The organism is Endozoicomonas sp. ALC013 (genome assembly GCF_049310205.1).
Lineage (GTDB): Bacteria > Pseudomonadota > Gammaproteobacteria > Pseudomonadales > Endozoicomonadaceae > Endozoicomonas.
Genome location: NZ_JBLYNS010000046.1, coordinates 19,345 through 33,892 on the forward strand (window position 1 = coordinate 19,345; position 14,548 = coordinate 33,892).

Consider the following 14,548-nt stretch of genomic DNA (forward strand, 5'->3'; position numbering starts at 1 on the left):
GTTAGCCGATGATGCGTTTGGCCGCATCGTTCAGGGCTTCACGGTAGTTTTGTCGGCCACTGGTAATATTGCGCAGAGCGGTCTCCATGGCAGACCAGAATTTACCCATTTCCGGAACATTGGGCATGATCAGACCCCGTTCAACATTCTGATACGTTGCCGCAATACGAGGGTCTTTCATCAGTTTTTTCATCAACGCCTTATTGGCGACGGCACCAAGAGGGACGTCATTGTTCATCACGGTCAACCCCTGTTCGGTGAGCAGGTAATTCTCCAGAAACTCTTTGGCTATGGACTTGTTGGGGCTGGCATTATTCAGTGCGGGGCCCCATACGCCAACGAATGCCCTGGCCGGTTTGCCATGAAGTTTGGGCAGCGGTGCAACACCATAACTGATTTTACTCTTATCCAGATTCGCCCAGGCCCAGGGGCCGGTAATCATCATGGCTACTTTCTGCTGGTTGAAATTGGCTTCCATCACGCCGTAGTCAACGCCACGAGGCATCACGCCCTTATCGATCAGGTCCACCAGCATTTTGGCTCCTTCCATGGCACCCGGATCGTTGACGCCGGTTTTCTTGACGTTATAGCCTTTGGCCGTTTTCTGAAAAACATAACCACCATCTGCTGCCAGCAGTGGCATGGTGAAATAGGGCTGATCCTGATCCCACATAATGGTGATGATGCCTTTTTCATTTTTCCTGTTGGGGATTGCCTGCTGTTTCAGCTTCTTTGCCAGGGGAAACATTTCTTCAAAGGTGGCCGGGGGGGCTGGCAGGATCGCTTTGTTGTAAATAAGGCTGATGGCTTCCAGAGAAATCGGGTAACCATAAATTTTGCCATTGCTGGTCATGGCTTCCCAGCCAATGCTGTTCACTCTTTTTTTGAACTCTGATGATGGGCTGACAGGTGCCAGCAAACCGCTTCTTGCCCATTCACCGTAGCGATCATGGGCCCAGAAAATAATGTCTGGTCCGCTGCCGGAGGCTGCAGCCTGTTGAAAGCGGTCGGTAATATTTTCCGGTATTTCGACTTTAACGGTTATCTCCATGTCTTTGGTAAACTGGGCACCGACCTTGCGGATACCTTCATAGGCTTTATCGCCACCAACCCATATCAACAGCTCGTCAGAGTTGAAGGCCGATGCGCTACCGGCAAAGATCAGTGACAGTGCTGTCAGGATAGCTGGGCAAGTTTTTTTAATCAGCGAAGGGATCATTTCTGATTTCTCCGGGTAAACCAGACTGCTTGAAAGCGGCTGGTTATTCGGGTAAGGAAAGTCGTTAACAGGTTAAAAGAACCATGGTTGATTACTAAAAAACCAGTCAGGTCTTAGCCAGATGAATGAGTCGAATACCGACTAATAATAATCGCTGTGTTTGAGTATGCCAGTAAGAATATCCAATACATTAATCAAGGTGATGTTTTGGTTATTAACAGTTTGTTTTTAATACTGATTCTCCGCTGTGTGGTTTTATTTAAGTGTCAGTTGTTGTTTAATTTATATGAATTAATTATTTATCGTCGTTTATATTGTTTAAATTGATATAACCCTAAAAAAAAACGACAAAAGTATACCTAATCAGGGTCAGGCAACTATAACTTACTCATGGTTTTCCATTATTGGTCATGGCGCAAGGATTAACTTTGCCTCCGTGTACCGGTTCGTAGTTTTTAGTGACTTTTCTCAAGCTGTTTTCTGTGACGACTCCTCTCAATTGATCAATCTGAAAAGCTTGAGCTGCCACAAGAGAGTGTTTGATATGGATAGAATCAATGTAGATCTGAGTTCAGTTCGTAATATGGATACGGTTCAGATTGAACAGGGAATTCGTCGTCATCTTGAGCAGTCTCTCGGGGTTGAACCCGAGGAAGCGACCCCCGGGGATTACTGGGAAGCATTAAGCCTGCTGGCCAGGGAGATCAATCTGGATCGTACAAGGAGTACCCGAAGGGATGAAAAAGACCAGGGTGCCCGAAGGGTTTACTACCTGTCACTTGAGTTTATGGTAGGGCGCCTGCTGGGCAACAACCTCCATAATCTGGGGATCTACCATCAGGCTGAGCAAGCCATGGCCAGTTTTGGCGTGAGCCTTGCGGATGTTCTGGAATACGAAACGGATCCGGCACTGGGTAATGGCGGGCTTGGACGACTGGCTGCCTGTTTTCTCGACTCACTGACCACTCTGAACGTTCCCGCTTTTGGTTATGGCATTAATTACCGCTTCGGTCTGTTCAAGCAGGGCTTTGTCAAGTGTAAACAGGTGGAAAGTCCGGATGCCTGGCGGGAAGACAATTTTCCCTGGGGCATTGAAAAACCGAAAAGAAAACAGGTTATCCGATTATACGGCAAGGTCAGGGAAGTTGATGGCAAAAAGCTGTGGGAGGATACCCAGGAAGTGCTCGGTGTTCCCTGGGACTTGCCAATAACCGGCTATAACACTGAGCGTGTTAACACCCTGCGCCTCTGGGAGGGTCGGGCGACAGAAGGGTTCGACCTGGACAGCTTTGATGCCGGTCGTTATCAGGATTCCAGGTTCCGGGAAATTCTCGCAGAAAATATCAGTCAGGTGCTCTATCCAAACGACAGTCATCCGGAAGGCAAAGAGCTGCGCTTTATTCAGCAGTATTTCTTTGTTGCCTGCTCGCTGGCGGATCTTATTGCCCGTTACAAGCGTGAGCATAAAGGCTGGGAAGAATTTACCAGTAAAGTCGTTATTCAGTTAAATGATACGCACCCGGCAATTGCTGTGCCTGAGCTGATGCGAATCCTTATGGATGAAGAAGATTTTGTGTTTACCAGGGCTTTGGAAGTATGCCGCAGCGTTTTCTGCTACACCAACCATACACTGCTGCCTGAAGCCCTGGAAACCTGGCCTCAGGGGTTGGTTGCAAGGGTTTTACCCAGACACATGCAATTGATCTACAAACTGAACTACCACTTCCTGAATAAGGAGGTAGAAGCACAGTGGCCCGGTGACCATCAGATGAAACGTCGTCTGTCGATTATTGAAGAGCCGACAAACCCTGCAGAACCACAAATGGTACGTATGGCATACCTGTCGGTGATCGGCAGTCATAAAGTCAATGGGGTGGCTGCTCTGCACTCAATGCTGGTGAAGGCAAACCTCTTCCCGGAATTTGACCAGCTCTGGCCTGAGAAAATTGTTAATGTCACCAATGGCGTCACCCCCAGACGCTGGCTTGCCAATTGTAACCCTGAACTTGCTGAGCTGATTGATCAAACACTCAGCGGCGACTGGCGCAGCGATCTTGCCCAATTAAGCGAGTTAAAGACCCGGGCTGATGATCCACAGTTTCAGGAAACATTTGCCCGGATCAAACTGGACAATAAGAAACACCTGGCTGGTGTTATTGATGAGCTGTGCGGTGTCAAAGTCAATCCTGAGGCGATCTTTGATGTGCAGATCAAGCGTCTGCATGAATACAAACGGCAGCAACTGAATCTTTTGCATATCATCGCGATTTACCGTCGTCTGCTCGAGGACCCAGACCTGGATGTACCACAACGGGTGTTTATTTTTGCAGCCAAGGCAGCACCGGGTTATCTGGTGGCGAAAAACATTATCTACGCCATTAACCGTGTGGCTGAGCGGGTCAATAATGACCGCCGCATTCGGGACAAGCTGAAAGTGGTGTTCCTGCCTAATTACCGGGTCAGTCTGGCTGAGAAAATCATTCCTGCGGCCAATGTTTCCGAGCAGATATCCACCGCCGGTTTTGAGGCTTCAGGTACCGGGAATATGAAATTTGCCCTGAATGGTGCGTTAACCATAGGAACCCTGGATGGCGCCAATGTGGAAATTGCTGAAGAGGTGGGCGAGGACAATATCTTTATTTTCGGCAAGACGGTGGATGATGTCAGTGATCTGCGTCAGCGGGGTTATAACCCCCGGGATGTCTATCAGCACAATGAAGAACTGAAGGCGGTTATTGACTGGCTGGCCTCGGGAGACCTCAGCCCTGACGAGCCGGATGCCTTTCGTCCACTGGTGGAATCTCTGCTGGATTCGGACTACTTCCTGACCCTGGCTGACTACCAGTCATACAGTGACGCCCATGACCGGATCGTTCAAGCCTGGAAGACCCCATCCCACTGGTGGCGCATGGCGATCATTAATACCGCCTCCATGGGCAAGTTTTCATCGGATCGATCCATTGTCGACTACTGTAAAACTATCTGGAATATTGAAGTCTAGGATTATGGCCGATGCTCTTGAAGGTATCCGGCTGGATTCTGACAGCCGGGATACTGTGCTTGATGACCTTCTGAATACCTGCTGTGCCAGCCCCTTTGATTTGCTCGGTTGGCATCCCGCCAGAACCGGTCAAGGGCTGGTAGTCAGAGTATGGCGGCCAGATGCCATCAGTGTGGAGGTTATTGATGAGGTTACCGGAAAGAGCCTGGGGCCCGCGACTGATATTGCACCGGGGCTGTTTGAGCGGCAATTTCCGGATATCTCGAAGCCTCAGGCATATCATCTGCTGGTCACCAATGCCCAGCATCATCAGTTCAGGGCTAACGACCCTTATCAATTCTCCAGCCTTTGTCGTACAGAGCCGGTCATCCGCCACAACTGGCTGTACCATACACTGGGTGCGCACCTCCATTCGGTGACGCTGTCAGGCCATAGCTGGCAAGGCGTCCTATTTCGGGTTTATGCGCCCCATGCCCGCAGTGTCAGTGTGATTGGTTCATTTAACCACTGGGATGGTCGGCTGCACCAGATGGCTGGCAGTAACAGTGGTATATGGCAGTTGTTTATTCCTGAAGTAACAGCGGGGGATCTGTATAAATTTGAGCTGAAAGACCCGAATGGTCAGCTGCTGCCCCATAAGGCGGACCCCTTTGCCTGTTATGCGGAGCAGCCACCGGGGAATGCATCCATTGTTTATGATTCCCGCAAATATCAATGGCAGAATACGGTGTGGCATCAGTGCCAGGGGTTAGATCGACCGGTCTGTATTTATGAGGTGCACCTGGGTTCCTGGAAAAAAGGCAAGCGTGGTCAGCTACTGAATTACACTGAACTGGCTGAACAACTGGTGCCTTATGTGCAAGGAATGGGGTTTACCCATGTTGAATTTCTCCCGCTTCACGAGCACCCTTTTAATGGTTCCTGGGGTTATCAGCCGGTGGGTTTATTTGCGCCAAGCAGCCGTTACGGAGATCCGGATGGGTTGAAAGCCTTAATAGACCGGTTTCATGACGCCGGTATCGGGGTCATTCTTGACTGGGTTCCGGCACACTTTCCCTCTGACAGTCATGGCCTGGCCCACTTTGATGGCACCCATCTTTATGAATATGAAGATCCCCAGAGGGGATGGCATCCGGACTGGCAGACACATATTTATAACTACGGACGCCCGGAGGTCAGACACTTTCTGATCAGCAATGCGTTGTTCTGGTTTGAACAGTTTCATGTGGATGGTCTGCGGGTGGATGCGGTCGCTTCCATGCTCTATCTCGACTATTCAAGGGGGGAGGGAGAGTGGCAGCCCAATGTTTTGGGGGGCAATGAGCACCTTGAGGCCGTCCAGTTTATCAGGGAGCTGAATGAAGCCGTATATCAGCACTATCCTGATGCCATGATGATTGCTGAAGAGTCTACCAGCTGGCCCGGCGTCTCGATGCCTACTTACGACAACGGACTAGGGTTTGGTTACAAGTGGAATATGGGGTGGATGCATGACAGCCTGAATTACCTGGCCCGCTACCCGGAGCATCGTCGTTATCACCATGATCAGATCCTGTTCAGTATGGTGTACAACGACAGTGAACACTTTATTTTACCGCTTTCCCATGATGAGGTGGTCCATGGCAAAGGCACACTGCTCAGCCGAATGCCGGGAGATGAGTGGCAGCAGTTTGCCAACCTTCGCGCTTTGTATGGTTATATGTTTGGGCATCCCGGTAAAAAATTGTTGTTTATGGGCGCGGAGCTGGGTTCCCACCGTGAATGGAATCACGATGGTCAGCTGGACTGGTTGTTACCGGAGGAAAAAGAATTTTCCCGTGGCCTGACGACTATGGTCAGGCATTTGAATGCCACTTACCAGGCCTCACCTGCTTTATGGCAGTCCGATTATGACCCAACGGGTTTTCAGTGGTTAATTACTGATGATGTGCTTCAGTCAGTCATCGCCTTCAGTCGGCATACCGTCAAAGACCCACCGGTGGTGGTCATTTGTAATTTTACCCCGGTGGTCAGGCCCCATTACCGGCTGGGAGTCCCCGGAGCCGGTGTCTGGAAAGAGGTGTTTAATTCCGACAGTCGTGAGTTTGCCGGCAGTGGTGTGTTGAATGAACTGCCCCTGGTGGCAGAGCCTGTGCCAATGCATCATCAGCTGCATTCATTAGTGATGACGTTACCGCCATTAGCGACGGTTTTCTTACACCTGACCGAATAATCCACTTCTCTGGATTTGAGCAGACTGCTCATTAAGGATGCGCGAATATGAGTCATTTTTTCACGCCGGATGATTATGCCATTGCGGTGGCTGAGTCCCCCGTTGGCAAATACGTTTACACCCCTTATGTAAAAAGTCTGTTTGTGACACACCCGGTAAATTCTGTGCTGGACTTGCGCTGCAGCGAAGGTTTCTTTTCCCGCCTTGCCCAGGCGGCCGGGGCTGAGTATGTGGTGGGGGTGGATCAGTGCCCGGCCATGCTGGATCGGGCTATACAGTTGAATGAGTCTGCTGAACCGGGTATTGAGTACAAGCAGGCGGATCCAACGACATTGCGACTGGAGCGTTCATTTTCTGCGGTGCTGGCCTTCTGGCTGACCTGTCGCCTGGGCAGCCTGAACCATCTGAAAGAGCTGGCCGAAACCCTCTGGCATCATACGTCACCGGGCGGCTATAGTTATCTGCTGGCGCTGGATTCTGAGCGTCATGCCCGGGTGCAGGGTAATCCTCAGACACCGGATGACTGCTATGGAAAAAAAGTGGACGCTGTGGCAAACCTGCAGGACGGTGATCCGTTTGAGCTGGCCATTCACGTCGGGGATACTGAGGTTCATTTTACCGATTACTGCTGGTCTACCGATACCATTGTTCAGTGCTTACAAGAGGCTGGTTTGACCAACGTGAATGTGCTTTATCCAGCCGTATCGGAAGAAGGGCTTAAGGCCAGGGGGAGCGATTACTGGGCAGCGTATCAGGCCGATCCGTTTATTGTGGCAATTGAGGCGTTCAGGACGTGAGGGAAAGGTTTTCGGTATTAGTCCATATACTCAAGAAAATCGCCTGCTACTATAGTTAGTCGTCTGCGTACGTTTGATTTCAGGAAGTGCCGAGTTGTCTGCTATTGCCGTTCTTCCCAGAATGCTGGGAACCCTGTTTTATTACTCTCCAACCTCCGAAGAAGCCGGTAGCGTTATTGCCGAACTGGCTGAGCTGCCTGCTCTGCTGGACTGGCAGAATCCTTCTGTTATTGAAGAAGCTGCTGCACAGCTGTGTTCTGTGGATATAGCGGAATTGACTTATCAATTTTCCCTGTTGTTTGAGGGGCAGGGCTCTATGCCAGCGCCGCCCTGGGGATCGGTTTATCTGGATCGGGAAAATTTGCTGCTGGGTGAAACGGCGCAGGCCTATCGCCAGTTTCTGCGGGCAAACCAGGTGGAACTGGATACCGACTTGAATGAGCCGGAAGATCAGTTTGGCCTGATGATTCTAGCCATGGCTTACTTTATGGAAACGGAGAATGACGATGCAGTGGTGGAATTGCTTGGCACCCATCTGTTGCCATGGTCTGGCCGTTATCTGGAATTGCTGGCAGAGGCGGATGAGAGTGGCTTTTACCGTGCGCTGGCAGTGGTGGCTGATGAATTCCTGAAGGAAGTCTCTGCAGCCTATGATGTGACGGCGGCAACCCATCAGCTATATCGATAAGATTTTTTCACTGCAATACAAGAAGGTTGTCGTGCAAGCACTGGAACCACAAAGGTCACAAAGACTTAGTGCTCTTCGTGCCCTTCGTGGTTCAAAAAGGCTAATTCAAAGCCTGTTGTTTCATCACCTGCAGCAGTGCCTGAACCGGGTGTGGAATCTTGCCATCACCATAACGTTTCACCTGGCTGCGACAGGAATAACCGGTAGCTACCAGCCTGCCACTGTGTTCAGGGTTCTGCACAACCTCCTTCCAGCTCATATCGTAGAGCTTTCTTGAGGTATCCTGATTACGGGTCTCATGGCCGTAGATGCCCGCCATCCCACAACAGCCGGTGGCTTTATAGGTGAGTTTCAGGCCCAGGTCACTGAATAACTGTTGCCATTGAGCAGGAGCTGCGGGGACATTGGAGATTTCTGTGCAGTGGCCCAGTAGCACAAAGTCTTCTGCCTCAGCGGAGGCAAGGCTTAATTGCAACTGACGTATTGTTTCTGACTGTTTGGCGAACCATTCGGACAGGAGCAGTACTTCCGGGGACCTGTCGCCCATCACTTCCCGGTACTCATCCCGATAGGTCAGGGTAACCGCCGCATCAATGCCCACCAGGCTGATGCCACTGTCGGCCAGTGCTTTCAGCTCCTCACCATTGGTTCTGGCGATTTTTTCAAACCGACCCAGGAAGCCATAGACATGGAGCACTTTTCCATTGGGGCGGTAGGGGGCAATCAATGGGCGGTAGCCAAGACGAATCAGCAGCTCAACCAGGTCGGTCAGCAGCGGTGTTTCAAAGAAGCTGGTAAAGGCATCCTGAATAATAATGACGGTTTTATCCCGTTCACTATCGGGGATGGCATCCAGTAACGTGCGGTTGGCAATGGCCGCACCAGCACGACAGCAGTCGTTAACCGGCGATGAACTGGTAATCGCCGGAATATCCTGCAGACTAATGGTTTTGCTGGCAAGGGTATTGGCCACTGACCAGCCCATAACCAGATTGTAAGCCGGTTTGATCCTGGCGAGTACCGGCAGCATTGGCTCCAGTAAACCGGCCACATGGTGTTTGACCGGTCTCGGGTAGCGGCCGTGGTAAAGTTCGAAGTAACGGGAACGCAGATCGGGAACATTGACCTGAATCGGGCACTGTCCGGCACAGGATTTACAGCTCATGCAGTTATCCAGAGCGCCATACACCTGATGACTGAAGTCCTCTTCACCCCGCCATTTGTTCACCAGGTTTATCAGTTTCTGACCACCGTTGTAGAGTGGGCCCGCCTGACGGATCTTATGGCTTTCGCCAGCTATGTCGGCACCAGCGGCGGTTTGTAACCGCAGCCACTCCCGCACCAGGCCCGAGCGGCCTTTTGGGGATTGCGTCCGGTCATAGGTGGCTTTCCAGGTGGGGCACATGGCGCTGTTGGGGTTGTAATTAAAGCAGGCACCATTGCCGTTGCAGTACAAACTGCTGGTAAACGCGGCAAAGGCATTGCGCTCAATTTCCCGGTCCTGCTGGCCACGGGTGGGCACTTCATCAATCTTCAGCAGCTGAACCGGTTCGGTGGCGGGGGTGGCAATCTTGCCGGGGTTTAACTGGTTGTAGGGATCAAATACGCCTTTAATTTCCTGCAGCACCGGGTAGAGCTCGGCAAAGAAGTCCGGTGCGTATTCCGAACGGATCCCTTTACCGTGCTCGCCCCAGAGCACACCACCATAACTTTTGGCCAGGGCGGCCACGTCATCACTGATTAACCGGACCAGTTTCTCCTGTTCCGGGTCTTTCATATCGATGGCCGGGCGGACATGGAGAACACCGGCATCCACATGCCCGAACATGCCATAGGAAAGGTTGTGACTGTCCAGTAGTGCCCGAAATGCCTGAATAAAGTCAGCGAGATTTTCCGGAGGAACCGCCACATCTTCCACAAAGGGTATAGGGCGTGCGTCGCCTTTCATATTGCCCAGCAGCCCGACAGCCTGCTTGCGCATGTTCCAGATTTTTTTAACATTGCCGGTGCCGTTCACTACGCTGTGACCGGCACGCCAGATACTGACCGGTTGTTCCAGTACGGCTTTCAGGCGATCGATACCCTGCTGAATCTCCGCTTCATCGTCGCCGGTAAACTCGACAAAGTTGATGCCGTCAATATCATCACTCTGCCTGGGAAAGAAGTCTTTGACGCTTTCCCAGACACTGTCAGCCTTTGCCAGCCCAAGCACACGGGAGTCGATGGTTTCAATGGAATCTGGCACGGCGGACATCAGTGTCTGGGCATCCTGCAGCGAGTCCTGGAAACTTCTGTAGAAAACCAGTACCAGGGCAGAGTGTTTGGGAAAAGGCAGCAGGTTAACTTTGATTTCACTGATGATGGCCAGGGTTCCTTCGGAACCGCAGAGAATGGCATTCAGATCATGCTGGTTATCTTTATTGACAATATTGGCCAGGTCATAGCCGGTCAGGTTTCGATTCAGGTGCGGGAATACGTCAGACACCTGTTGTTGATGTTCGCGGTGGGTCTTTTTCAGGGTGTTATAAATCTCGCCAATACGATCCTGTCGTTGACACAGTTGCTCAAGTTGATCGTTATCGACTGGTGAGGAGTTCCATACCGTGCCATCGGCAAGCACTGAGGTCAGTTCAAGTACATGGTGGCGGGTTTTGCCATACACTACGGAACCCTGACCACTGGCATCGGTATTCACCATGCCGCCCACGGTTGCCCGGTTGCTGGTGGAGAGTTCCGGGGCAAAGAACAGGCCTTCTTTCGCCGCCAGCTCGTTCAGGTAGTCCTTGACCACGCCGGATTGAACCCTGGCCCAGCGCTCTTTTGTGTTGATCTCCAGCACCCGGTGCATATAACGACTGGTGTCCACCATAAAACCAGACGTCAGCGACTGACCATTGGTGCCGGTACCACCACCACGGGGAGACACGACGATCTGATGGAACGATGGCTTATTGGCCAGGGTCAGAATCTTGCTGATGTCTGCTGTTGAGCGAGGGTAGAGCACTCCCTCTGGCAGTACCTGGTAGATTGAATTGTCTGTTGCCAGAACGGTCCGGTCGGCATAGCCCAGCTCAATATCCCCGCTGAAGCCAGCAGAGGCCAGCTCACGGGCAAAGTGGCTATATAAGGTGTTTGTTGTTTTCTGATCCAGCCTACTGATCACAGCTTTACTCCCCATCAATCCCGTAGGGTATTGTACGTAAAGCAGGGAAGGTAGGGAACAAAAGGTGGTGGGTTTGGGGGTTGCTCTGGTAAGTTGTTGTCTGAGACCGCTGCCCGCTGCCCGCAAAAGCACAGGCACATGCGGTCTGTCTTTTTCGGGCAGCGGGCAGCGCTTATTGCTTATTGAAGTATGACTGTTCCTACGCCAACGCCTCCTGAAGAACCTGCAGGTCAGGCTCTGCAAATGGCAACGCCAACGCTTTCTGCTGGGCCTGCTCAGACATTTTCTTCCAGGTTTTCTGCACAATGGCGATCACCTTGTCCCTGGGGTGTTTGGCGGCAAAGGCCGAAAAGTCGTGGGTCAAAAAGACCAGGCAGGCACAGTCTTCCAGCGTCTGAGTGTCGGCATTTCGCTTGATGCCCTGCTTGCGGATAATCGCGGACGCTTGTGCACAGCTTGCTTCTGAATAACCGTTTCTGGCCATGATTTCACCGGCTTTTCGGGCATGCAGCTTGCCCAGTTCGGTGCGCCACTTCAGGTAGCCGGTTCGTCCTTCAGGGTATTCTGACCGGGGGATTTCCCAGCGGCAGAGGTGCTGACTGCGAACGGCGATCTGCAACTCCTCAGAAGCATCCGGAGCCAGCTGTTGTAACCAGTGGGTCATTTGCCGGGCGTAGTTTAATTCTGCCGGGGTATCATCAATGACGCTTGGGTCCATCTGGTGAAGCTGGTCAATGGCGGCCAATGTTTCTGCAAGCCTGGTCATAAACTGCGATCTCATTTTAAAATAGTTATGCCGCACTTTTTACTTGATTTGCCAGTGGATTTCGACTGGTATTTGTGATTCTACTCAACTGGATAGTCGGGTTAAAAAGGATGAGTAAAGAAAAGCCCCCAAGGGTTGCCATGGTGGTTGGTGCGACCGGTGCCACCGGGCAGGTGTTGATGCAATACCTGCTGGAGCGAAGCCACTACTCCGAGGTCGTTGTTCTGCACTACCGAACGACACAATGGGCGGGTCACGCCAAAGTCAGGGAGGTGGTGCTGAGCCTGGATCAGTTACAGGATCTGGATTTAACCGTTGACGTCTTGTTCTGTTGTCTTGGTACCACCATAAAGAAAGCTGGCTCAAGGTCAGCCTTTGCCAAAGTTGATCGTGACTATGTTCTGGCACTTGGTCAGTGGGCAGTGGACCATGGACAGCCGTCGTTTCATCTGATCAGTGCTTATGGCGCAGATAAGGGGTCGCAGGCCTTTTATATGAAGGTGAAAGGTGAGGCGGAGAGTGGGCTGAAAGCACTGGGGCTTCGCTCTCTGGCTATTTACCAGCCGTCATTGCTGCATGGCAATCGTGATGAGTTTCGGCTGATGGAGTCTGTTGGATTTTATCTGCTGTCGCTGTTAGGCAGCCTGCCGGTTTCCGGTTTGAAAGCACTTCGTCCCACCCGGATTACAGCACTGGCAACCTTGATGTACCAGCAGTCATTACTGGATGTGTCCGGTTTGCAGGTGTTCCGCCCTTCCGATATTGCTGTCTGTGAATAAGTAGTTAACCAAATGAAATCATATATTTCTGACTAAGTTGTCAATCACTCTGCGGCGTTGCAACTCCGGTCACATAGCTACTGCTATGCTCCCTACGTTGCGCCTTACATAGTAACTGCCCACTTAGCCAGAAATATACGATTCCATTTGGCCAACTACTTAATAGCGAGGCTGCATTGCACACACCGGTGGTATTACCTGAAGACTATTACCTGACCAATTTTCAGCGGCTGCTTGGTTTTGTTGAGCAGCTGTATGCTGATTTATTGAGTTGCCGCGAAACCGCTTTTCTCAACACCTTCCGACGGCTGGAGGAGGATGCACAGAAACTCTATGTGCGGCTGGTGGGGCGCAAAGGCCCGATGTTTCGGCGGGATAAACTCAGCTATCCGGAAATTGCCTCCATTGAATTGGCGGTTAATGAATTGGTCGGTTCGGGTCTTATGCAGGTTAACCCGGCGCTGGATCTGGTTGCGGTGTGCGAGCTTATGACCAAAAGTGAGTTACTGTGCTGTTTTCCTGACCAGCTTGGCCCTTACCGAAGCGAACGTAAGCAATCTTTGGTAAACCGGTTGGTGGATAGCGGTAACCACCCATGCCCTGATCTGCCATTTACCATTCTTCAACCTCTGTACCGGGAAGAGCTGAGAACCTTATTGTTCCTGTTCTTTGGTAACCTCAGTCAGGATTTGACGGAGTTTGTACTTCAGGACCTGGGTTTGAATCGCTTTGAAAGCTATCCGCTAAACTCCCGGTTATTTGACCACCGGGAGGCGCTGGAGCAGGGGTTGAGCCTGTCACTGCTCTGGCAGGCAGTGGCCCGGGACAATAAGAAACTTGACCTTGATGAGTTGCAGGCCCTGGCCGCTAAATTACCACCGTCGTCTGATTTCAGCCATCCGACCCTTAAGCGGCGGTATGCACGGCTGGTGAATGCCATTGCCCGTGATCTGGAAAGGCAAGGTGCTTTGCGGGCGGCAGTCGCCAGTTTTCAGCAGTCGTATTTGCCTCCGTCCCGGGAACGGCGGACTCGCATTTTGGCCAGGCTCAATGACACTGCGGGCGCTTTGGCACTGTGTGAAGAGATACAGGCTTCACCGGCCAGCAGCCTGGAGCTGGCTTTTGCCCATCGGTTTGCCAAAACCCTGAAGGGCGAGAAACGCAGGCGGCAAACCGCACCGTTTAACGAACGGACTCTTGAGCTGAATGACAATGGTCAGCGGGTTGAATTTCAGGTGCAGGCGCATTTCAAAGATCAGGGTTGGCAGGTGTTTTATGTGGAAAATGCCCTGATCAATGGGCTTGCTGGCCTGTGGTTCTGGGATATTATCTTTGCCGACAGGGAGGGGGCGTTTTTCCACCCGTTTCAGAGTGGACCAGCAGACCTGATGACTCCGGATTTTTATCGAAGCTGTAAGGATTCGATTCATCAAAGGCTGGCAGAAATGTCTGAAAGCAATCTTCTGGATACTCTGCTGGCAACCTATAGCGCGAAGCAGGGCATCAGCAATCGTCTGGTGATCTGGCCTGCACTCAGTCCGGAGCTGATTACCCTGGCCGTATCGTTGATACCGATGGCACAACTGAGTGCTATGTTTCAACGACTGATGTTTGATATTGCCCACAACCGAACCGGGTTTCCGGACCTGATCCTGTTTGATCCGGAAAATAACCGGTATCAGTGGCTGGAGGTTAAGGGGCCGGGAGACAGGCTGCAGGAAAATCAGAAATTGTGGTTAGCCTTTTTTCAGGAAAACGGAATTCCAGCGGAGGTGGTGTATGTTGGGTGGGTATAGTTTGATTTAGCCTGAATGTTGAGGATTTTGTCAGTCGGCTTGAGGTTCTTGATTATTCCCCAAAGGCTTCAGCTCATTACGGTGATATCCGGTCTGGCCTTGAGCGTCGCGGGGAGGTGATTGGTGT

At 51.6% G+C, this 14,548-nt stretch carries 9 protein-coding genes; 6 read left to right on the forward strand and 3 right to left on the reverse strand.

Annotated elements, in window-relative coordinates; translation table 11 throughout:
• Window position 1: 1 nt before the first annotated feature.
• Window positions 2-1,219 carry a maltose/maltodextrin ABC transporter substrate-binding protein MalE gene (malE, locus tag ACO6V1_RS10605; RefSeq protein WP_422446526.1) on the reverse strand — a complete coding sequence of 406 codons (1,218 nt, stop codon included), beginning with the start codon at window positions 1,217-1,219 and terminating at the stop codon, window positions 2-4.
• 544 nt (window positions 1,220-1,763) lie between these two features.
• Here malE and ACO6V1_RS10610 point away from each other — a divergent pair.
• From ACO6V1_RS10610 to dmsD, 4 genes are all read left to right on the forward strand, one after another.
• The gene (locus tag ACO6V1_RS10610) at window positions 1,764-4,220 is read left to right on the forward strand and encodes a glycogen/starch/alpha-glucan phosphorylase (RefSeq protein WP_422446524.1); all 2,457 of its coding nucleotides are present in this window, start codon (window positions 1,764-1,766) and stop codon (window positions 4,218-4,220) included.
• A 4-nt stretch (window positions 4,221-4,224) separates the two neighbouring features.
• A complete protein-coding gene (glgB, locus tag ACO6V1_RS10615; RefSeq protein ID WP_422466820.1) occupies window positions 4,225-6,432 on the forward strand; it encodes a 1,4-alpha-glucan branching protein GlgB in 2,208 nt (735 codons plus the stop codon).
• Window positions 6,433-6,479: 47 nt separating this feature from the next.
• Window positions 6,480-7,229: a class I SAM-dependent methyltransferase gene (locus tag ACO6V1_RS10620; RefSeq protein ID WP_422446520.1), complete on the forward strand. Its 750-nt coding sequence runs from the start codon at window positions 6,480-6,482 to the stop codon at window positions 7,227-7,229.
• A gap of 94 nt (window positions 7,230-7,323) precedes the next feature.
• On the forward strand, window positions 7,324-7,917 hold the full coding sequence (dmsD, locus tag ACO6V1_RS10625; RefSeq protein ID WP_269676953.1) for a Tat proofreading chaperone DmsD: 594 nt from the start codon (window positions 7,324-7,326) through the stop codon (window positions 7,915-7,917).
• Window positions 7,918-8,017: 100 nt separating this feature from the next.
• Here dmsD and ydiJ read toward each other — a convergent pair whose 3' ends face one another.
• Together ydiJ and ACO6V1_RS10635 are read right to left on the reverse strand one after the other, a co-directional pair.
• Entirely contained in the window at window positions 8,018-11,080 is a 3,063-nt protein-coding gene (gene ydiJ / locus ACO6V1_RS10630) for a D-2-hydroxyglutarate dehydrogenase YdiJ (protein WP_422466822.1), read from the reverse strand.
• A 199-nt stretch (window positions 11,081-11,279) separates the two neighbouring features.
• A complete protein-coding gene (locus ACO6V1_RS10635; protein WP_422446515.1) occupies window positions 11,280-11,846 on the reverse strand; it encodes a DUF4202 domain-containing protein in 567 nt (188 codons plus the stop codon).
• A 110-nt stretch (window positions 11,847-11,956) separates the two neighbouring features.
• On the opposite strand from ACO6V1_RS10635, the gene ACO6V1_RS10640 reads away from it, so the two are divergent.
• Both ACO6V1_RS10640 and ACO6V1_RS10645 read left to right on the forward strand, forming a co-directional pair.
• A complete protein-coding gene (locus tag ACO6V1_RS10640) occupies window positions 11,957-12,625 on the forward strand; it encodes a hypothetical protein (protein WP_422459491.1) in 669 nt (222 codons plus the stop codon).
• Window positions 12,626-12,801: 176 nt separating this feature from the next.
• Window positions 12,802-14,421 (forward strand): VRR-NUC domain-containing protein, encoded by a 1,620-nt coding sequence (locus ACO6V1_RS10645; RefSeq protein WP_422466824.1) that lies wholly within the window; start codon window positions 12,802-12,804, stop codon window positions 14,419-14,421.
• Window positions 14,422-14,548: the final 127 nt, after the last annotated feature.